Source organism: Caproiciproducens sp. CPB-2, assembly GCF_036287215.1.
Taxonomy (GTDB): domain Bacteria; phylum Bacillota; class Clostridia; order Oscillospirales; family Acutalibacteraceae; genus Caproiciproducens.
In genome coordinates this window covers 2,943,508-2,964,474 of the sequence record NZ_CP142860.1, presented here as the reverse complement: position 1 = coordinate 2,964,474, position 20,967 = coordinate 2,943,508, and the positions used below count along the sequence as shown (strand labels likewise).

General features: G+C 55.2%; 24 protein-coding genes and 1 pseudogene. All 25 read left to right on the top strand.

What is annotated here, in order from left to right:
• The first annotated feature begins 5 nt into the window (after window positions 1-5).
• The 25 genes and pseudogenes from VXK30_RS14690 (at window position 6) to VXK30_RS14570 (ending at window position 20,963) form a co-directional block, all read left to right on the top strand.
• Entirely contained in the window at window positions 6-878 is an 873-nt protein-coding gene (locus VXK30_RS14690) for a secretion protein F (protein WP_275713567.1), read from the top strand.
• A 13-nt stretch (window positions 879-891) separates the two neighbouring features.
• On the top strand, window positions 892-1,287 hold the full coding sequence (locus VXK30_RS14685; RefSeq protein WP_275713569.1) for a DUF4320 family protein: 396 nt from the start codon (window positions 892-894) through the stop codon (window positions 1,285-1,287).
• Entirely contained in the window at window positions 1,284-1,913 is a 630-nt protein-coding gene (locus VXK30_RS14680) for a hypothetical protein (RefSeq protein ID WP_275713571.1), read from the top strand. The genes VXK30_RS14685 and VXK30_RS14680 overlap by 4 nt, the downstream gene beginning before the upstream one ends.
• 96 nt (window positions 1,914-2,009) lie before the next feature.
• A complete protein-coding gene (locus tag VXK30_RS14675; RefSeq protein WP_275713572.1) occupies window positions 2,010-2,555 on the top strand; it encodes a DUF6550 family protein in 546 nt (181 codons plus the stop codon).
• Between the two features lie 60 nt (window positions 2,556-2,615).
• Window positions 2,616-4,373, top strand: a complete 1,758-nt coding sequence (locus VXK30_RS14670; protein ID WP_275713573.1) for a hypothetical protein — start codon at window positions 2,616-2,618, stop codon at window positions 4,371-4,373.
• Window positions 4,374-4,436: 63 nt separating this feature from the next.
• The gene (locus tag VXK30_RS14665; RefSeq protein WP_275713574.1) at window positions 4,437-4,769 is read left to right on the top strand and encodes a DUF3852 domain-containing protein; all 333 of its coding nucleotides are present in this window, start codon (window positions 4,437-4,439) and stop codon (window positions 4,767-4,769) included.
• Window positions 4,770-4,783: 14 nt separating this feature from the next.
• A complete protein-coding gene (locus VXK30_RS14660; RefSeq protein WP_275713575.1) occupies window positions 4,784-5,683 on the top strand; it encodes a hypothetical protein in 900 nt (299 codons plus the stop codon).
• A 36-nt stretch (window positions 5,684-5,719) separates the two neighbouring features.
• Window positions 5,720-6,622 carry a conjugal transfer protein TrbL family protein gene (locus VXK30_RS14655; protein WP_275713662.1) on the top strand — a complete coding sequence of 301 codons (903 nt, stop codon included), beginning with the start codon at window positions 5,720-5,722 and terminating at the stop codon, window positions 6,620-6,622.
• 11 nt (window positions 6,623-6,633) lie between these two features.
• Window positions 6,634-7,002 (top strand): DUF7768 domain-containing protein, encoded by a 369-nt coding sequence (locus VXK30_RS14650; RefSeq protein ID WP_275713576.1) that lies wholly within the window; start codon window positions 6,634-6,636, stop codon window positions 7,000-7,002.
• Window positions 7,003-7,005: 3 nt separating this feature from the next.
• Window positions 7,006-8,527: pseudogene (locus VXK30_RS14645) on the top strand (DNA cytosine methyltransferase).
• A 101-nt stretch (window positions 8,528-8,628) separates the two neighbouring features.
• A complete protein-coding gene (locus tag VXK30_RS14640; protein WP_275713577.1) occupies window positions 8,629-8,940 on the top strand; it encodes a 4-oxalocrotonate tautomerase in 312 nt (103 codons plus the stop codon).
• A gap of 60 nt (window positions 8,941-9,000) precedes the next feature.
• The gene (locus VXK30_RS14635; protein ID WP_275713578.1) at window positions 9,001-9,264 is read left to right on the top strand and encodes a hypothetical protein; all 264 of its coding nucleotides are present in this window, start codon (window positions 9,001-9,003) and stop codon (window positions 9,262-9,264) included.
• Window positions 9,261-9,848, top strand: a complete 588-nt coding sequence (locus tag VXK30_RS14630) for a hypothetical protein (RefSeq protein ID WP_275713579.1) — start codon at window positions 9,261-9,263, stop codon at window positions 9,846-9,848. Before VXK30_RS14635 ends, VXK30_RS14630 begins: the two co-directional genes overlap by 4 nt.
• 85 nt (window positions 9,849-9,933) lie before the next feature.
• Window positions 9,934-11,697, top strand: coding sequence for a VirB4 family type IV secretion system protein (locus VXK30_RS14625; RefSeq protein ID WP_275713663.1), 1,764 nt, complete (start codon window positions 9,934-9,936; stop codon window positions 11,695-11,697).
• Window positions 11,697-12,896 (top strand): hypothetical protein, encoded by a 1,200-nt coding sequence (locus VXK30_RS14620; protein ID WP_275713580.1) that lies wholly within the window; start codon window positions 11,697-11,699, stop codon window positions 12,894-12,896. The genes VXK30_RS14625 and VXK30_RS14620 overlap by 1 nt, the downstream gene beginning before the upstream one ends.
• The gene (locus tag VXK30_RS14615; protein WP_275713581.1) at window positions 12,893-13,270 is read left to right on the top strand and encodes a DUF3846 domain-containing protein; all 378 of its coding nucleotides are present in this window, start codon (window positions 12,893-12,895) and stop codon (window positions 13,268-13,270) included. Before VXK30_RS14620 ends, VXK30_RS14615 begins: the two co-directional genes overlap by 4 nt.
• Before the next feature lie 15 nt (window positions 13,271-13,285).
• Window positions 13,286-13,582, top strand: coding sequence for a DUF6103 family protein (locus tag VXK30_RS14610; RefSeq protein WP_275713582.1), 297 nt, complete (start codon window positions 13,286-13,288; stop codon window positions 13,580-13,582).
• Window positions 13,583-13,944: 362 nt separating this feature from the next.
• On the top strand, window positions 13,945-14,385 hold the full coding sequence (locus VXK30_RS14605) for a hypothetical protein (RefSeq protein WP_275713583.1): 441 nt from the start codon (window positions 13,945-13,947) through the stop codon (window positions 14,383-14,385).
• A gap of 2 nt (window positions 14,386-14,387) precedes the next feature.
• On the top strand, window positions 14,388-16,121 hold the full coding sequence (gene mobP3, locus VXK30_RS14600; RefSeq protein WP_275713584.1) for a MobP3 family relaxase: 1,734 nt from the start codon (window positions 14,388-14,390) through the stop codon (window positions 16,119-16,121).
• Between the two features lie 2 nt (window positions 16,122-16,123).
• Complete coding sequence (locus VXK30_RS14595; protein ID WP_275713585.1) at window positions 16,124-17,083, top strand: DUF3991 and toprim domain-containing protein; 960 nt, start codon at window positions 16,124-16,126, stop codon at window positions 17,081-17,083.
• A 4-nt stretch (window positions 17,084-17,087) separates the two neighbouring features.
• Entirely contained in the window at window positions 17,088-18,917 is a 1,830-nt protein-coding gene (locus VXK30_RS14590; protein WP_275713586.1) for a VirD4-like conjugal transfer protein, CD1115 family, read from the top strand.
• Complete coding sequence (locus tag VXK30_RS14585; RefSeq protein WP_275713587.1) at window positions 18,914-19,180, top strand: helix-turn-helix domain-containing protein; 267 nt, start codon at window positions 18,914-18,916, stop codon at window positions 19,178-19,180. Before VXK30_RS14590 ends, VXK30_RS14585 begins: the two co-directional genes overlap by 4 nt.
• 360 nt (window positions 19,181-19,540) lie before the next feature.
• The gene (locus VXK30_RS14580; RefSeq protein ID WP_275713588.1) at window positions 19,541-19,777 is read left to right on the top strand and encodes a helix-turn-helix domain-containing protein; all 237 of its coding nucleotides are present in this window, start codon (window positions 19,541-19,543) and stop codon (window positions 19,775-19,777) included.
• A complete protein-coding gene (locus VXK30_RS14575) occupies window positions 19,774-20,385 on the top strand; it encodes a DUF1819 family protein (RefSeq protein ID WP_275713589.1) in 612 nt (203 codons plus the stop codon). Before VXK30_RS14580 ends, VXK30_RS14575 begins: the two co-directional genes overlap by 4 nt.
• Before the next feature lie 92 nt (window positions 20,386-20,477).
• Window positions 20,478-20,963 carry a DUF1788 domain-containing protein gene (locus VXK30_RS14570; protein WP_442867954.1) on the top strand — a complete coding sequence of 162 codons (486 nt, stop codon included), beginning with the start codon at window positions 20,478-20,480 and terminating at the stop codon, window positions 20,961-20,963.
• The last annotated feature ends 4 nt before the right edge of the window (window positions 20,964-20,967 follow it).

Genomic DNA, 20,967 nt, shown 5'->3' with positions numbered 1-20,967 from the left:
CGGGCGTGACATTCTTATTGTTTTTATTCGGATGCGCCCTCGCCGCCGGTCTGTTCTTTATCGCAGCGGATATTCTGAAACTGCCCCGGCTCTCCACCGAGAAGGCCCTGCTGTCGGCAGGCAAGGCGGAGCATAAGCGGATGAAGTCGCTGGACGCGCTGTTTCTTGGCTGGGCTATCAAGCTCTCGAAGCATATCCGCATGGACGAGTATAAACGGGCGCATATGGCGCGGATACTGAACGCGGCGAGTATGGACATGACGCCGGAGGTCTACACGGCTTACACCATCGTCAAGCCCTGCGCCCTGCTCCTGCTGACGATCCCGTGCCTGCTCATCTTTCCTCTGCTGGCGCTGGTGGTCGTCGTGCTCACCATCCTCACGTATTTTAAGGAATCCCGCAAAGCGGACGAAAAGGTGGCGGAACGGAGGGACAAGATCGATTCGGAGCTGCCGCGCTTTGTGGCCACCATCGAGCAGGAGCTGGCTTCCAGCCGCGATGTGTTGACCATTCTGGAGAATTACAAGAACCACGCCGGGCCGGAGTTCACCGCGGAGCTCGACGTTCTCACGGCGGATATGCGCTCGTCCTCCTATGAGGCTGCGCTGGTGCGCTTCGAGGGAAGAATCGCTTCGCCCATGCTCTCGGATATCACGAGAGGACTCATCGGCGTATTGCGCGGCGACGACGGACGTCTGTATTTCCAAATGCTCAGCCATGACCTCAAGCAGCAGGAGCTCCAGCGACTCAAGGCAAAAGCGGCGAAGATCCCGCCCAAGATCCGCGTGTTCAGCTTTATCATGCTGGCCTGCTTCATGCTGACCTATATTGTTGTGCTTGCCATGGTGATCCTTAATTCCATGGCAATGCTGTTTTAAGGGGGGATCAACTATGTTGAAAAGGCTGAAAGCCGGAAAACCCGGCGAGGGCTACATCGATGTGGTCGTGCTGATCCTCTGCGCCATGCTGGTGATCGGTTTTGCCGTGAAGGTGCTGCCTGTTTTCATCGCCAAGCACAATCTGGATACTTACGCCACTGAGTTGGTGCGGGAAGCCGAGATCACAGGGCAGGTCGGCAACGCCACCAGTACCCGAGCCGAGATCCTGTCGGAGCGCCTGGGCATCTCGCCGAAAGTGAGCTGGTCAAGAACCGGGCAAATCCAGCTCAATGAGGAAGTGACGGTCACGGCAACACTGAAGATGGACATCGGCTTCGGGGGGCTTGGCTCCTTCCCGGTGAATCTGACAGCGCAGGCGACAGGCAAATCGGAGGTGTACTGGAAATGAGCAAGATCACCCCATACCCCCTCCGCATTGTCAAGTGCGCCAAAGATGCGATCCATAAACCGGTAAAAAGGCAGGTAGTTCAGAACGGAAAACGGCATCCTCTGCTGAAGGGCAAGCGCGGCGACGGATTTCCGATGACCATCGCCGTGACGCTCTGCCTGCTGCTCATTTTCTGCGGCATTTCGGAGTATTTCCGTGTGACCATCATCGTCCAGGGCGTCCGGGACGCTGTGCAGCAGTCGGTCATCAGCACGATCAACGACAATTTCGACGACGTCTATCACGCCGTCCGCGAGGGCTATGCGGCGGGATACGCACCGACTGATGATGAATCCTGGGCGGAAAGCCTCGATACCGGCAATATATACGGTCAGTTGGCCGCCACCCTCGGTCTGACCTCCACCGGTACGGATTCCTATTCGAGCTATGCCGGGGATAAACTGGAGTACACGGTTTCAGGCCTTTCCGTGACCCTTTCCAACAACGGTCTGGCCAGCGGCGAGAGCGAAGGTTATCTGGCGGACGCGGCGCTGGTGCTGGAAGTGCCGACAAGCTTCGCGTGGTCCGTACTGCCGCCCCTGCGAATGCAGCTTCGGGTTCAGGCAAAATATATTCCGAAGTTTTGAAAAACTTCGGAATATTAATAGACTTTCGCATTCTTCTATGGTAGGGTGCGAATTAGAGGGATAACCAAAGAGAGCAGAAAAAGGAGGCAAAACTCTATGAAAGATAAGACAAAACGCACATGGTTGATCGTTCTGGGATCGCTGGCCTGCGTGGTACTGGTTGTAGTGATCGCGGGACAATTCGGCAGCAAGTGCGCCGTCGATCCCGCGCCGGGAACGCCGTTGTCTTCTGAAACCTCGCCGCAGATGACCATTGAAACGGAAACGCCCAGCGTCCAGATCTCGGAGAGCTCAGCAAGCGAGACGTCCGATCCCAGCACGGGCGCGGACAGCGAAGGCACGGAGCAGACAATCCAGGCAGACCCCGTGAAGCCGGAAACGCCGGAAAAACCCACAACCGTCGCGGACGACCACACCGGCGAGGATGTGCCGCAGGAGGAACGGAACGCGGAAACGCCGCCAACTTATACAAAGGAACAGACCACGGTGACAGAGCCGTCCGAGCCAGAGGCCGGGAGCACGAATTCAGGCGGGCAGGTTTATGTGCCGGGATTTGGATATGTGGATAATGACGGCGGCAATCAGGTGGTTGAGGACAACAGCATCTATGAAAACGGAAACAAAATCGGAAGCATGGGCTAAAAGCCCCGCTTCTCAGGCGCAGCCGAAAGGCTGCGCTTTTTCTTCGAAAAAGGAGGCGCCATGAAAAGAATCTTCACGATCTTTCTCTCCGTGTTGCTCCTGCTATCCGTCGCTGTACCAGCCTTCGCAACAGGAGATCCGAACATCGACGGCGGAGGTGGCGGCATGGGCGAAGGCAGTTCCTCAAGCTATTGGAACCCAGGTATGGACGGCGTCCGCGTTTCCGTGGTAAACGCGGAGACACACGCTGTCGTCGGAAGCGTTATTGATCTGACCAACCAGAATCCCGGTACTTCTCTTGTCCATTTTGGAAAAGTATGCAAGCTCTCCTATAACGGGGGACGCTCGCTTTCGCCGAAAGTCGGTGGATACAGTTGCATTCACCCCTCGCAATCACTTCCGCGAATTATTTCATCCGGCTCTTTTCCTGCGAGCATCAACGCCATCCGTAGTTATTTCACAGACGAGCAGACGATACGAGGGATCTCCGGATATGTTGGGATTGATTTTGAAACACTTGTTGGCGGCAAGTATAAAATCGTCATTGAGCCAATCGCGTATTTCTTTTTCAACGGCTTGCAATACGCCATGACCGCCACGGAAGCCGCTCTCTACGATCAGCAGGTCAACGGCGGCCTGCGGGCCAAAATGCTCTCGCTGACGCACAAAAACCTTCCGCTGGCTATTTTCCTGGAAAAGGCCGACCTCGGATATCCGGCTTGGAGCGGCAGTACAACGCAGAAGGTCAGTAATTCCGATATCATTTCAGCCCTCGGCATCGGTGTTGTGCGTTTTAACGACATGACGGAGTCACCTGTGACGAATTCCTTTGATTACGAGTATCGCATAGACACCGACGTCATAACTTCGGTGGAGGTCAGCGGCGGGCAGTCCGATCCGGATAATCCCGTCAGTGTCCGGTTCAACATTCAGGGGACGACCTATACTGTGAGCAATGTCTACTATCCGGACGGTGACAGCCAACTGGTTTGGGTGCGGTGGCACACGCCGACCGAACCCTGCGTCATCACAATTGATGTGTCCGTGACGGGAGGCGGTTCGGCGCAGAGCACCGTCGTCTGCAACATCACCGATTTTGCCGGTAAAGATCCGCCTAATCCCATTGCCACGGACAGAAACGACGCCTACGCAGCCAGCCCCGTGCCGACCAACGTGGAAGCAACCTCGGCAAGCTGGGGCATTTGGTCTCCGCGTTGGCACGAAAATTGGGAATGGGTGCCCAACTGGGAAAAATGCTGGCACACGGATCACTGGACCGACGCGGACGGAAAGAGTCATACGGATCATTGGTATCACTGGGTGGATCGCGGTTGGTGGGAAGATCACGGCTGGTGGGAGTTTGACTGGAACAGCTATACGGCAACGCTGACCGCGCAGATGGACGTCACACCGGACGACAAATCGCCCACTGCAGCCAGCAATACCACCAAGAGCGGCTACGGCATTCAGGAAAGCGTGACCGCCCATGTTCGCACCAACCAGTCTGCTGCGGTCACCGCCGCACAAAACGCCGTGACCTATTTCCCGGAGTTTGGCTATCAGACCTACTGGCGGCTGCTGGATCCGACGATCATCGGAAAAGGCTCCTCGTTCGCATTCAGACAGAACCGGTATTCCACCTATAACCGTCGCACCCATTTCACGCCAATCTGGTTCCCGGACGGCGCATATACGCCCTACACCTGGCTCCTCGACTGCTGGACGCCCGCGGGGATGCTCAGCATGAATCTCACGGACAGCATCACGATTCGAGGCAACCTGTGGGAGGAATGGCATATCGCCCCGGCAAATCCGTAAGCAAACACACAAGGCCCCCGAGAATCCTCGGCGGCCATTTTATAACGAAAGGGTTAAAAGTTTATGAAAAAGAAAAGACTGATTGCCATGCTCTGCCTCGTTCTCATCGTCTGCATCCTCATGGCGACGCCCGCCTTCGCCGCCGGAGATGTGGCCGGGGCGATTGAAGGCACCTGGAACGACGCTTCCGGCCAGATCAAACAGGTGGTCAACAATGTCGTGTTCCCCGCGATTGATCTCATCCTGGCCGTGTTCTTCTTTGCGAAGCTGGGTATGGCGTATTTCGACTATCGGAAGCACGGCCAGTTCGAATGGAGCGGCCCCGCGATCCTGTTTGTGTGCCTCGTGTTCACGCTGACTGCACCGCTCTACGTTTGGAGCATCCTTGGAATGTGAGAAAGGACGCGTTTATGCTTAATCTGACATTGACCACCCAGAGCGGCAAAACGCAGGGCTTGATTTTGCCTATCCGTGTGGAGGACATCGTGCAGAGGCCGATGCCGTATTATCTGGCGTATGGCAAAGTGTCCGTGACCTTCGAGACGCCGGACACCGAATTGAATGAAAAGCTGGGCAGTCTCATGCCGAACGCCGTCGAGGGCGGCGTTCAGGAGTTGAACCTTTTAGTATATATCCTCGATCACATGGACGAAAAGCGGCTGGCTCTGCTGCGGGACAACCTGCCGGACGAACCCTGTGACGTCGAGGAACTGACGCGCCGTGCAAGCTACTTCTGCGACCGCTATCTTGACCGGGACGGCAATCCAGATTCCTATGTCGTACCCTTGGAGAGATACCGCGAAAGCTCCAATTTGAGTGAAAAGCTCCAGCGGGAGTTCCGGATGAATCTTGAAAAGCAGCGAATGACCGGCGGGCAGCTCTTCGACAGGATCATCAAGCAGGCCAGGGAAAATGGCGATCTCGCCCGTTTTGATGCCATCGACGAATACATTCTCGACGATACGAGCGACAAGGGTAAGCTGTGCAGTTATGAATTCGACCTGCTCCCCGCCATGAACTTCGGCGGCTCCGAGGGGATATACATCGACTGCTATCTCAAGGGGAAGTTCGATGAAAGCGGCAGGAATTCGCTCCATATCGGGACGATCAAGACGGTCGACACGAACCTCGACGCCTGCAAGGTCATGGGCGAGCTCTGCGGTGCGCTGATGTACCATGAAAACCGGTTTGTCAATGAAAATCTGTATCTGTTTGACTCCACTGAGTCCATTGAACGCATGATCACAAAAAGCATGGAAATTGAGCAGCAGATCACAGACCCGGAAATGCAGATGGGACAGCAAATGTAAGTGGCCGCGCCGCTGTGAAGGGAGGTGATTTTGCAATTGTTTATATGGGACTTTTTACTCGGCGACGTGATGGATCAGATCATCGACTGGGTGTACGGCCAGGTGGTCGGATTTCTGGGCGACTTTTTCTCTCAAATGGGCAGCATGGGCGTGGAGCTTTTCGATATGCCGTGGGTGCAGTCCATCGTCCTCTTTTTCAACTACCTTGGCTGGACGCTCTTCGCTGTCGGCCTCGTGGTAGCCGCGTTTGAAACCGGCATCGACTATCAGAACGGACGCGGCAGCGTGAAAGAATCATTGCTCAACGCGCTTAAGGGCTTCCTTGCCGTCAGCCTGTTCACGACGGTGCCGGTGGAGCTGTTCAAGCTCTCCGTCAACCTGCAGGCCAGTCTGACCTCTGGAATCACCGGTTACGGCAGCGGCATCGACACGCTGGCGACGCAGATCATTGACGGGCTCAACGCGGCCGGGACGGCGAAGGAAGCGGCCAGTTCCGGCATATTCGGCGGGCTGGGCAGCATCACCAGCCCAATCATGGTGCTGTTCATCATCATTATGATGGGCTACGCCGTAATCAAAGTTTTCTTTTCCAACCTCAAGCGAGGCGGCATCCTGCTCATTCAGATTTCTGTGGGCTCCCTGTATATGTTCAGCGTCCCGCGAGGGTATATGGACGGCTTTGTGCAGTGGTGCAAGCAGATCATCGGTCTGTGCCTGACCACCTTTCTGCAGGCGACCATTCTTGTGGCCGGGCTTATGGTCATTCCGGATCACTGCCTGCTGGGGCTCGGCCTGATGCTGGCGGCCGGAGAGGTGCCGAGAATCTGCGGCGCGTTCGGTCTGGACACCAGCACGCGCGCCAATATCATGAGCGCTGTCTATACGGCGCAGGCGGCAGTCAACACGACGAGGACCATTGTTCAGGCCGCGCCGAAATAAATGGAGGAAACATGAAGCTCATTTATGTAGCGTCCCCCTATGCCGGGGACATTGAACGAAATACGGAATTTGCAAAGGATGCGTGCCGGTTCGTGATGAACGAAGGGCACGCTTTTTTTGCACCTCATTTGCTGTATCCGCAGGTGCTGAACGAACATGACTCCGACGACAGACGGCTCGGTCTCGACATGGGTAAAGAGGCGCTGGCTCACTGTGACGAGCTGTGGGTTTTCAGCGATACGGTATCCCGCGGTATGCAGAGTGAGATCGATGCCGCCCGGAAACTCGGCATACCCATAAAATATGTGGCGGCACAGAAAATGGCAGAAAGAGAAAGGCCGTTTGCGGAAAGGCATCCATTCTGCTCAATGCGGCTGTAAGCCATGCTGAAGATGGGAAGCCTTTTCGATGAAATCGGAGGCTTCCCTCTGGCGGCAGTCCACAATGGCGTCATGCCCGTCTGGGCCAGCGAGATCGAAGCCTTTCCCATCGAGGTAACAAAGCTGCGGTTCCCGGATATGGTCCACGTCGGAGATATCACGAAGCTCAATGGAGCGGCGCTGCCGCCTGTGGACATCATCTGCGGCGGCAGCCCGTGCCAGGATCTCTCCGTGGCCGGAGCGAGAGCCGGGTTGGCCGGCGTCCGTTCCGGCCTTTTTATGGAACAAACCCGTGTCGTAAAGGAGATGAGAGATGCAGACAGATTGCGAGGCCGAACAGCTCACCTTGTTCGGCCCAGATTTATGGTGTGGGAAAATGTCCCCGGAGCCTTCTCCTCGGCAGACGGCGAGGACTTCCGGGCGGTCCTCGAAGAAACCATCCGAATTGCGGACGACAGACTTTCAATTCCTCGACCTGCGTCCGGGCGGTGGGAATCTGCTGGGGCCGTGCTGGGAAACCAATGCTCCCTTGCTTGGCGAGTACTGGACGCTCAATACTGGGGCGTCGCCCAAAGACGCCGTCGAATCTTCCTTGTCGCGGATTTTACAGGCGACAGTGCCCCGTCGATACTATTTGAGCAGGACAGCTTGCCTGGGAATCCTCCGCAGGGCTGAGGAGCGCGGCAAAAATCTGCCGGCACAGCTTGAAGCGGCGCTGGAACGGCAGGCGGGTATAGCAAAAAACGCCACGTCCTCATTGCCAAGTCTAATTGACTCCCATAATGTAGCCGGATTCTGCGCCGGGGCCGGGCCGTCTGCCGGGACCATCGGGTATCAGGAGGAACGCGCGCCCACGCTGAAAGCCTCAGCCAGCGGAAGCATGATGCCGTCCATTTTGTGCCTGAACGACCAGGGCGGGCAGCGCATGGATCTGTCTCTCGATTACACCGGCACGCTCCGTGCCGATGAGAAAGGGCATCAGCCGCTGGTATACGAAAACCACGGAATCGACGCCAGATACTCCGGCCCGCACAAAGTCGCGCCCACCATGTCGGCCCGGTATGGGACCGGCGGCAACAACGTCCCTCTGGTTTCACGCGAACCGGATACCATCTGCATCACTGGCAACGCCATTGACCGGCAGCCGCAAAACGGCGGCAACGGTCTCGGCTGGCAGGCGGATATTTCCTATACCCTTACCGCCACGGATCATCACGCAGTCTTCAATCGGCAGCGCGTGGATCAGTTCGTGGAGCAGGACGTCGCCAGTACGGAAAGCGCGCGCCAGCACAAGGACGCCACCGATCTCATCTGCCAGCCGGATACCGAACAGCGGCAGCTCATCCGCCGCCTGACGCCTCTGGAGTGTGAACGCCTCCAGGGCTTCCCGGACGGCTGGACGGAGATCTCCGGCGCGTCGGACAGCGCCCGTTACAAGTCGCTGGGCAACAGCGTTGCGATCCCGTGCGTAACATTCGTGCTGCACGGCATCGCCGCCGTACTGAGAGCGGCGGGCAGTAGGTAATATGCTTCACTTAGCCCATATTCTTCGTTGGTTCTGGTCATAGCTATTGCGCCGCGCTCCCGCTATACTTGGCTTGCAAATCAGGAAAGGAGCCGAAATCTATGGAGAACTATAAGAACCTGTGCGCGCAGATACCGGCGTCCCTGCACGCCAGAGTACGGACGGAGCAGGAGCAGTCGGGCCAGACGCTCAGCCAATACGTCACCGCGCTCATCACCGAATACTACAATCTGAAAGAAGGACGAAAAATGGAAGGCACCAGAACCATGGCGTTTCAGATCCCAGAGGAACTGTTCCAGCGGATCAAGTGTTACCTCGACAGCGAGTCGGAGCGTACCGGCAAGAAGGTAAGCCAGCGGGAGTTCGTGCTGGGACTGATCCAAAAAGCGCTGGACGACGCGAACATCGCATAATCAAAAATGACCGCGCGGGGTTGCCGGGAGGCGGCCCCAAAACTTTTGGAGGTGAAATATTTGTATCTATACCCTGACAACCTGAAGGCCAAGGCAACGCTGTTCCTGTGGGAACTGCGGGATGTGGGCATCATCGGCGTAGGGCTTCTGCTTTCTGTCTTTGCGCTGGCCCAACTCCGCTTCTTCCTTCCCATTGTGGCAACGGCGGTATATGCTTTTCTCACCATCCGCTTTGACGGGACCAGCATCCGCGATTTTATCGTGAACGCCTTCGCTTTCTTTTTCGGGAAGCAGCAGATCTACTACTGGAGGATAAAAACGTGAGCAGAAAAAAGAAGAACGCCGAGCGTGAGCGGCAGTCCACACGCCAGCTCATCGGCATCGACGGGATCTCCGAATACAGCCTTCTGACCAGTCATGGAGAGCTGGTCTTTTTTTTGATCAAGCCGACCAACATTAGCGTTCTGTCCGACGCCAGTGTGGCGGCGCGGATCTACGCTCTGATGACCGTCCTCAAAGGCCAGACGGAGGTGGAGATGCTCTGCATCAACAGCCGGGAGAACTTCGAGGAAAACAAGACCTTTCTGAAAGAGCGAACGAACGCAGAGAACCTGCCAGCCGTCCGGAAGCTGCTGGAACTGGACGCTGTCAGCCTCGACCGCCTGCAGGTGCAGATGGCGACCGCCCGCGAGTTCCTCATCATCGTGCGCCTGAAAAGAGAAAAGGAAACGGATGTGCACTCTCACCTGATGACGATAGAAAAATCTCTCAAAGATCAGGGATTCACCGTGCGTCTGTGCAAGAGCGAGGGCATCAAACGGCTCCTCGGCGTTTACTACGAGCAGAATGTCACAACGGAAAAATACGAGGACAATGACGGAGATCGCTGGATCATCCTCGGTGAATAAGAATCAGGAGGTAACCCAATTGGGTAAACACAGTAAAAAAAGCGCGACCCCAACGCAGGAAACTCAGATCAAGGAGTTCCTCGACATGATCGCGCCGGGGATCATCAAATTCAATGTGGATCATTTCATCTGCGGAAACACTTATCGGTGCGTGTGGGCGTTGCGAGAGTATCCCACGGCGACGGACGAGCAGGCGATCCTGCGGCATCTGGGTGAGAAGGACGGCGTGACGCTCCGCATCTACACCCGGCAGGTTACGCCGAGTGAGGAAAAAACGATTATTCACAACGCAGCCAACAAAAACCGCATGGCAGGTTCCAACACCAACGACCTCCAGCAGACGGTCACCGCCGAGAGCAATCTGCAGGATGTGACCGCGCTGGTATCTGCCATGCACCGCAACCGCGAGCCACTCCTCCACTGCGCGGTTTATATTGAGCTCATCGCACACGAATATGATGAACTGAAGCTGCTCCAGACCGACGTGCTGACGGAACTGGTACGGAGCAAGCTCAATGTGGACAGGCTCCTGCTCCGTCAGCAGCAGGGCTTCCTCTGCGTCGGCCCCAGTGGATGGAACGTGTTCGGGGCTCAGTTCGAGCGCGTTCTGCCCGCCAGCTCGGTCGCCAACCTCTATCCCTTCAACTACTCCGGCAAGACCGACGCCCATGGCTTCTACATCGGGCGCGATAAGTTCGGCAGTAATATCCTCGTCGACCTTGATAAGCGGGACGACGACAAGACCAACCCATGCTGCCTCATTCTCGGCAACAGCGGCCAGGGCAAAAGCTATCTGCTCAAATTGCTCCTGTGCAACATCTTGGAAAGCGGCAAGAATGTCCTGTGCCTGGACCCGGAGCATGAATACGTCGATCTCACGGAAAATCTCGGTGGATGCTTCGTCGACCTCATGAGCGGCCAGTACATGATCAATCCGCTGGAAGCCAAGACATGGGACGACGGCAGCGGCGCGGACGATAAGGACGCGCCGCAGACCTTTCGGCAGACCACCAAGCTCTCGCAGCACATCTCTTTCCTCAAGGATTTTTTCAGGTGTTACAAGGATTTCGATGATAAGCATATTGATGTGATCGAACTGATGTTGGGAAAGCTGTATGAAAAATGGGGCATCAGCGATCGAACCGACTTCTCAAAGCTGACGCCGGAGGACTATCCCATCCTCTCCGATCTCTATGAGCTGATCGAGGCGGAATACAAAGCCTACGACGCGCAGAAGTTTCAGCTCTACACAGCGGAATTGCTTCAGGACATCCTGCTGGGGCTCCACTCCATGTGTCAGGGCGCGGAAAGCCAGTTCTTCAACGGCTACACCAACGTAACCAGCTCCCGCTTCGTAGTATTCGGCGTGAAAGGACTCTTGCAGGCCAGTAAAAACGTGAAGAACGCCCTGCTGTTCAACGTGCTGTCCTTCATGTCGGATAAGCTGCTGACCGAGGGCAACACCGCCGCCAGCATCGACGAGCTGTACCTGTTCCTGACGAACCTGACCGCAATTGAGTACATCCGTAATTTCATGAAGCGTGTTCGCAAAAAGGAATCCAGCGTCATCCTCGCCAGCCAGAACCTCGAGGACTTCGCCATCCCCGGCATCGCTGAGCTGACAAAGCCGCTGTTCAGCATCCCGACCCACACCTTCCTGTTCAACGCCGGCAACATCGACAAGAAGTTTTATATGGATACGCTCCAGCTCGAAGAATCCGAGTACAATCTCATCCGCTTCCCCCAGCGGGGCGTCTGCCTCTACAAATGCGGCAACGAGCGGTACAACCTCGTAATTCATGCCCCGGCGTATAAGGAAAAACTGTTCGGCAAGGCAGGTGGTCGCTGATGGCGCTCTCTGCGGCAGCGGCGGCGAAGATCGCCGCCAGCGTCCTCACCAGCGAAAAGCTCCGCAAAACCGTGGGCTGGATCATCGCCGCCATCCTCTCGCCGCTCATTCTCCTGCTGGTCGTTGTGTGCAGCTTTATGTCGGGCGGCGCGGATCACAACGCGGCGGTGCTCGACCTCTGCTACTACGGCGGCATGATCGCAGGCTCCGTTCCGGAAGCATACCGGCAGCACATCACGGATATGCAAAACAGCCTCGCCATCGTGGACAGCAATGTGGCGTCTGTCAACGCCATGGCGGAAGACGGAAGCGGCCTTGACTCCAATCGGGTCAAGGCCGTTTTCTATTCTCTGTATTTCGGCGAGGAAAACCCCGGCACCGTTGGCATTGAGCAGTTCGTGGACTGCTTCGCGAGCTATGAGGAACGAACCCACACCTGGACCGATGACAACGGCACGGAACATTCGGAAACCTATACCGTCGCCGTGCCGGTTTCGCTGGAAACGGCATACGCCAACATCCATTCCAAGATGGGCGTAGAGATTACCGACGCGGTGCGGAGGAATGCGGATGAGGTATACTCCCGGACGCACAGCGGCGGAGATACCTTCTCCGGTGGGTATGCCCGAGGCGACGGCGTGAGCATCGAGTTGGACGTCTCCGCCTTCGCCGATCCCACTATGAAGAACAATCTCGACCTCGTGACCTATGCGGAGAACGCATGGGAAAACGGCTGGGGCTATGTCTGGGGCACCTATGGCTCCGTCCTTACGGATTCGCTCTTCGCGTCCAAACTGGCACAGTATCCTGACGGCGTGGGTAACTATGAGGATTTCATCCGGCAGAACTGGCTGGGACGCAGAACAACCGACTGCGTAGGACTCATCAAGGGCTATGGATGGCTGGACACGTCCACCATGAGCATCAGCTATGGCATCAACGGGATGCCGGATGTTGGCGCGGACGGGATGTACAACAACGCCACAGTCAAGGGAGATATGTCCACCATGCCGGATACGCCGGGCCTCGCCGTATGGCACAGCGGCCATATCGGCGTGTACATCGGGAACGGCGAGGTCATTGAAGCAATGGGCACCAAATACGGCGTGGTCAAGACGCAGCTCTCTGAGAGGAGTTGGACGGCATGGCTGCAGATTCCATACATCAACTACATTTCAGAAGCGGAGGCAACACCATGAAAAAATCAGAAAATAAAACCTTGCACATCCTGCGAGTCGAGCCAGGAAAGGCTCCCGAGGAAATAGATATCGGTTCGGATCTCAACAGCCTGCAGGCAGAGGTGGACGGCCTCATAGAATGCGTTTATATGGATGACGGTTCCATCATCGTAGTAAACGAAGAAGGAAAGCTGAACGGCATGGAAATGAACAGGCGGCTCGGAGATGATATCCTCTGCGGGCCGTTTTTCGTTGTCCGGGACAATGGTGAAGGTGACTTCGCATCCCTCACCAATTCACAGATTGAATATTACAAAAATCGCTTCGCACTGCCCGAGCAGTTTGCAGAACACGAACCCGATGCACAACCATTTATGCGATTCATTACATTTTGATTGGAGGAAACGAATATGAGCAAAACCAATATTACAATTCCTTTTGATGAGGAAAAGCTGTCGGCACTGGATTTCTCTTTACAAAAGGAAAACACCACCGCACAGCAGCGCATGGAAAAAGATCTTGCCGAGCTGTATGAAAAAACAGTACCGGAACCTCTTCGTGAGTATCTCGACAGCAAGAGCACTCCCGCTGTCAAGTCCAAACGTCCAACAAAATCACTCGCTCCAAAAATGCCTGCGGCGAAACCAGTTCACTCGCCTGTTCCGCCCAGCGGAGAAGATACGACGAAAATGGAACCGATCAAGTGACCGCACGTTGCCGCCTGTGTCGCCCTGTGAGCGGCTTTTGGACAGGGTGGCGAGAAAGGATACCCCCGGCAGGGCTTGACCACCCTGTTGGGGCTGTGTTAGGGAGATTCGGGAGCGGGCTCAAGCTCACGATTTTAGTACAGGATAAAGCGGTGACATCATCACCGCCTGTCACACCGTCCCGCAGAGCGGGCCGGGGCGCAGTTTTACAGGGCTTTGCGTGGTGTTGAAAAGAGCGGCCAGACGCACCAGATTTGAGAGTTTGCACCGCATTTCGCACTATGCCGCCCCGTAAACCTGCGTTGCGTCAGGCTTTCCCCATGCACTAAAGCCATCACTACACCCGGTTTCAGGAGGAAAATATGTCAGAAGAAAAATACAGATATACCGTTCGGCTTGGGGCAGATACGGAACGCATTGTCAGAGAGGCGATGCCGAAAGACAACTGCCAGTCGCTCAATGAGTTCACTGAAAACGCCCTGCGGTTCTACGCCGGGTATCTCAATACAAAGGATGCGTCGGAATATCTTGCACCGGTTTTATCGCAGGTACTTCACGGCACACTGGACAGCTTCGGCGCGCATGTCAACCGCAATCTCTTTCGCCTCTCGGTGGAGGAAGCGAAAACATGGAATATCATCGCGGGTATGTTCAAGGTCAGTCCTGAACAGTTGAAATATGTACATGGCAAGGCGGTGGGCGAAGTCAAACAGCTCGGCGACAGGCTCACCTATGAGAAAGTCTACGCCGATCCGTGCCCGCTGGAGTACAGTCTCGATCTGCTCACCGGGGAGGATGAGTAATAATGCCGCGCATTATTTTCATCTCACCGCATTTTAAAAGCGGGCACAGCAGCGCGGCGCACCTCTCGTATCTCATCCGCTACATCGCAACCCGAGAGGGCGTCGCGCCGGTAGTGGATGCCGACAGGCTGAAACCGGCGACGGAAAAGCAGGACCGGCTCATCCGCCAGCTGGTCAAAGATTTTCCTTCAGCGAAAAAGCGGTTCGAGTATGAGGATTACCTCGCCCGACCGACGCGGGAAAACGCTTCGGACTTTATCCAGACCGCGCTGGAACAGAATCTCAATCAGATCGGCAAACGTGAAAACTATGTGGACTACATCGGTATGCGCCCCGGCGTTGCCAAGCTGGATGCCAACGGCCTCTTCGACGGTACGGGTAAAAAGCTGGTAATCTCCCAGGTGCAGAAGGAGATCGCGGAGCATCCCGGCGTTGTATGGACGCCGGTGATTTCGCTGCGGCGCGAGGACGCACACGCTATGGGCTTCGAGTCGCCGGAGAGCTGGCGCGCCATGCTCTGCTCCTGCACCGCCGAGCTTGCGAAGGGATACAAGATAAGGCCCGAGCATCTGCGCTGGTACGCGGCCTTCCACGACAAGAGCCACCATCCGCATATCCATATGATCATTTATTCCACCGATCCGACCGAAGGTTTCCTCACCGAGCATGGCATCACGCAGATCAAATCCTCGCTGGCACAGAATATCTTCCCGGAGCAGCTCCGGGAGCTGTATGCTGCCGACACCCAGCGCCGCGACGCGCTCAAGACAAACGCGCGAAAGCTGTATCAGGAGCTCATCGCGCAGATGGCGAGCGGCACGATCCGAAGCGAGCGCATCGAGAAGCTGACGGGGCAACTCGCCGCAAAGCTGTCCGCACACAAGGGTAAGATGCAGTATGGCTATCTGCAGGCACCGGTCAGGGCCATGGTGGATGAGATCGTGGACGAACTGGCGCGGGACGCGCGCGTAGCGGAAGCCTACCGGCTCTGGTATGACATCCGCACGGATATCGTCAGCACCTATCAGGACGAGATGCCGGAACTGCCGCCGCTTTCGCGGCAGAAGGAATTCAAGCCCATCAGCAATATGGTTGTCACGGAAGCAGCAAAGCTGCTCGGCCACGAGTCCACCTTCGAGGAAGCCCCATCGGACAAGCAAAAAGCCCCAGAGAATGTACGGAAGCTGGTCAAAATTATTCACGCGCGCGAGTCAACGCCGGATGCGGTTCGTGATGCGGCGGCGATGCTGCTTCGGCTCGCCAACAGTGGAAACCAAGATGCGGAATATGCCTTCGGCAAACTGCTCCTTCAAGGGGATATCGTGAGGAAAGACATCCCGGAGGCGGTTCGGTATTTCACCGACGCGGCAGAATCGGGAAATGCAAACGCCATGTATACGCTCGGCAAGCTGTATCTCGTCGGCGAAGATGTACCGCAGGACAAGAAAGCCGCTCTGAGGTGGTTTACCCAGTCAGCGGAACAGGACAACACGTATGCGCAGTTCTACACAGAGCATTGGGCGGTGGCTGCACAGAACCCGTCTGTTTTTCTTTCCGCCACCAGACTGCTCCATCACATGAGCCGAGTCTTTCAGAATAGTACGCCGCCGCAGCGAGGAGGCGTTGGTTATGGCATCGACAAGAAGCTCCGCAGAAAGATGAAGGAGAAGAAGATTGCCCAGGGTCACAAGGAGGACGATCAGGAGCAGCGGCAGGACTACATCATTCCCTACTGAGATTGGAGGCGAGTATCATCGCACAGTATATTCATTTTACCGAGGAACAAAAGCGCCGGGCCAACTCCGTCGACCTGCCGGAGTTTCTCCGCAGGCGGGGTGAAAAGCTTCTTCCCTCCGGACGGGACAAGCGCCTCGCCTCGGATCACAGCGTCACCGTCCGGGGCAACCAGTGGTTCGATCACGCCACAGAGCAGGGCGGTCTTGCCATCGATTTTGTTCAGAAGTTCTATGGTCTGTCTTTCCCTGACGCAGTGACCGCACTTCTCGGCGGGGAGAGTGGGATCGGGTATCTCCCGGCGAGGAAAGAACCCGCAGAGCAGCGGAAACCTTTCGCACTCCCGCCCGCGCACACGGATATGCGGCGGGTCTACGCCTACCTCCTGCAGAGCCGCTGCATCAACCGGGATGTGCTGACAGAGTTCGCCCGCGCCGGACTCATCTTTGAGAGCGCGGAGCCATCCGCAGATAAAACGAAGATCTACCACAACGCCGTGTTCGTCGGAAATGATGAACACGGCGTTGCCCGTCACGGGCACAAGCGGAGCATCTATACCTCCGGAAAAAGCTATCGCGGCAACATTGAGAGCAGTGATCCGAGGTACAGCTTCCACTGGGTCGGCGTATCCGATCAGCTCTATGTGTTTGAAGCGCCCATCGATCTTCTGTCGTACATCAGCCTTCATCAGGAGGACTGGCGGAAGCACAGCTATGTGTCCCTCTGCGGAACCTCCGAGCATGCCATGCTCTGGATGCTGGAGCAATATACGCTGCTCGGCGAAATCGTTCTGTGTCTTGACAACGACAACGCCGGCGTCAAAGCGTCAAAGCGGCTGACGGGAATTCTCTCTGAATACGGCTATGAAAACATCCGGATCGACCGCTCCGAAGAAAAGGACTGGAACGATGAGCTGGTGCGTGCCTGTGAGACGGAAGAAAAAATGACTATGGAAATGGAGTGAGATCATGCAGGACAAAATCTATATCCTGATTGCCGCAGGCGCGATCATGTTCGCCGTCATCGGCGGACTGTCGCTGCTGGCACATTATTATACTCTCAACGGCATCAAGAGCCGCACGGTGGGCGACGGTCAGCACGGCACCGCACGGTTCGCCACAAAAAAGGAAATTGAGCGCACCTACAAGCGCATCCCGTTTCGCCCAAAGATGTGGCGCAAGGGAGAAGAGCAGCCGAAGGAACAGGGCATCATCCTCGGCAGCGTCGGCAGGAAGAACGAGGTCACGGCGCTGGTGGACACCGACGACGTCCACACGTTGATGATCGGCGCGTCCGGAGTTGGCAAGACTGCATTCTTCCTCTATCCCAACCTGGAATACGCCTGCGCCACCGGCATGAGCTTTCTCTGCACCGACACCAAGGGCGACCTGTTCCGCAACTACGGAGCCGTGGCACGGGACTACTACGGCTACAATATCTCCGTCATTGATCTGCGCAATCCCACCCGCTCGGACGGAAACAACCTTCTGCATCTCGTCAACAAATACATGGACGAATATCGCAAGGATGAGCGCAACCTTGCCGCCAAAGCCAAGGCGGAGAAATATGCCAAAATCATCTCTAAGACCATTATTAACTCCTCCGGCGACAGCGCCAACTACGGACAAAACGCCTTCTTCTATGACGCGGCGGAAGGTCTGCTGACCTCGGTGATCCTGCTTCTGGCGGAGTTCCTGCCGCCCGACGACGAGCACCCGGAGGAACGCCGTCACATCATCTCCGTGTTCAAAATGGTGCAGGAGCTTTTGGAGCCGTCAAATGTCAGAGGCAAAAGCCAGTTCCAGCTTCTGATGGCGAAGCTCCCTCCCGACCACAAGGCAAAATGGTTTGCCGGCGCGGCGCTCAATTCTTCCGATCAGGCGATGGCCTCCGTCATGAGTACGGTGCTGTCGCGCCTGAACGCCTTCCTCGATAGCGAGATGGAGCAGATCCTCTGCTTCGATACCGCCATCGACGCAGAGAAGTTCTGCAATACCAAGAGCGCCATCTTTATCGTACTGCCGGAAGAAGACCTGACGAAATACTTCATGGTGTCCCTCATGATCCAACAACTCTACAGGGAGATTCTTTCGGTAGCCGACGAGCATGGCGGGAAGCTGCCGAACCGCGTGGTGTTCTACTGCGACGAGTTGGGCACCATCCCGACTATCGAATCCCTGCAGCTTATCTTCTCCGCCTCCCGTTCCCGCCGCCTGCTCATGGTGCCGATCATACAGAGCTTCGGGCAGCTCCAGAAAAACTACGGCAAGGAGGGCTCGGAGATCATCGTCGACAACTGTCAATGCACGATCTTCGGCGGCTTCGCGCCCAACAGCCAGACCGCCGAGGTGCTCTCGAAGGCGCTGGGCAGCCGCACCGTCATGAGCGGCAGTATTAGCCGCAGCAAGAATGATCCCAGCCAGTCCCTTCAGATGATGGAGCGTCCCTTGATGATGCCGGACGAACTCAAGAGCCTGCCGAAGGGACAGTTCATCGTGATGAAAACCGGGACCCATCCCATGCAGACGCGCCTGCGGCTATTCCTCGACTGGGGTATCACCTTTGATAATGTGTACGAGGTTCCGGAGAAGGCGGAGCGCAAGGTGGCCTACGCTGACAAGGACGAACTGGAGCGGCGAATCGTGACGCGCTACCATTCTGACAAAGCCGTTGAGAATGTGCCTGTCTCCGACAAGCGCACGCAGGCCAGCATGAGCCAGCAGCAGTCCAACTACAGCCTCCGGGATTCAAAAGCGCGTCAGAGACAGAGGTCACAGTCGCAGGAGGATAAGGTATGAGTTATTTCGGAACCATTTACGCTGAGGACATCCCGCACCGCGCGAAGGCGGTCTACATGTACCTGAAAGACCGAGCGAACCGGAGCGGCACTTGCTGGCCCGGTATCAACACCATCGCCAAAGACCTGCATCTCTCTCGCAGCACGGTCAAGCGGGCGTTGGGCGATCTCACCATGCGCGGCTTCATAAAAAAGGAGCCGTGCTACCGTGAGAACGGCAGCAACAGCTCCAATTTGTATTCAGTACAAAAGATCAAGCCGTAAAACAGTGAAAAAACATGTCCTTCCGCCAGGGGGTCTTTATCGCCATTCTCTGGACCGAGGAGCGGTTCACGATGGCCCCCCTTGAAGGACCAACCTGAAGGAAACGATTATAGGCAGAGAAAGAACAAACCACCTAAACACAGGTATTGTATGCTAAGTTCGTTTAGCACTTTCAACACTAAACCGAAGTATGGTTTCTATGATTGTGAGACGCTTCGGCCCTAAAGCACGAAAAAGTCATCTTTTAAAAAATAAATATTTGCAAACAAAAAGATAAGTTGCTCGTCTACTCGTTTTTATGTGTTATAATATAAATATTTCTACCACTGCTTCTAAACCTGTGACATGGAGGGCATCGAGATGGACGTATGCTACAACAATCTATTCAAAATGTTAATCGATAAGGGACTTAAGAAAACTGAGTTTGCCAAGAAGGTTGGAATCAGTGCAAATACCCTTGCAAAACTGTCGCGCAATGAAACGGTTTCCATGGATGTGATTGTGCGGATTTGCAGAAAGATGAACTGCTCATTCGATGATATTGCAGAGATTCTTCCTGAGCCTTCTCAAAAGGGTGAGGAGGTTCAGGAACAATGAAGTTGGATTCGCCGTATAACGGATCAGGCTCACTCACGCGAGAGCAATTCCTCTTTTATGAAATGAGAACTACTGCGAAGCTCATGTCTGAAGGCATGAGCGACGGAGAAACAATTCAAAAAATAGAGTGTGAAAATCTCTTCCAATATCCTACTGAGAAATCTGTTAAGGGTATGGCGAGGACTTGTATTGCCCGTATCCACGCAATGAAAAACAGTTCTTTAACGCAGGCGCTGGCAACACAGCCTTCCGAAGTTGCAAAGCAAATCTGTCTGTATGCAATTATGAAACAACGCCGTCTTGTTTGGGACTTCATGGTCACGGTCATCGGTGAAAAGTACCGTTTAATGGACACATCCTTTGGTAAAATAGATTTGAATACATTTTTCATGCGGCTTCAGGAGCAGGATGATTCGGTGGCGGCGTGGAGTGCTTCGACTGTAGCCAAGATCAAGCAGGTGCTTGTTAAAATCCTCGTTGAAAATGAGTATCTTGACAGCATAAAGGCGAACCACATCAATCCGGTATGGTTAAACCAGATGCTGGAAAACGAAATCCGAAGCAACGGCGATGAATTAGCGCTGCCTGCTTTTAATTGTTTTAACTAAGGGAGAGATGCAACCTTATGAGCAATATTAAAGAGCGATTAGACAAGCTGCGGAAACTCGTGCAGGATCAAGATTTTCTTGAAGGGAAAGGCTTGAGCAACGAGGTTAATATCCGCATTTTCTGCTATGAAGCAGCGGAAGAAATGATTGCAAGGCACTTTATTGAACAGATTACGACGGATCAGACGCTGGGCTGCCACCTGATCGAATGCAACCTTTATGAGACGTTCCTCGGCATCTGCTCTGATATGGACATTCTGGACACGATTCCTGAGATGGAAAATACCGACGGAAGCGTCTTTCTGCTTGACCAGCTTCATTCGGCGATCAGCGAATCGGAGTTTATAGAAAAGATTCAGGAAAAGGGCTCCTGTAAGAAAGGCGATGTTTTGCTTCTGACTGGAGTTGGAGATGTTTTTCCATTTATGAGAGTTCATAAAATGCTGGAAGCGTTGCAGCCGTATTATTCCGATATTCCAATTCTTGTTATGTATCCGGGAGCCTATGACGGGAATTACATGAAGCTGTTTGACCGGCTTACGCCGAACCCGTATTACCGGGCATTCAATGTCATATAAGGAG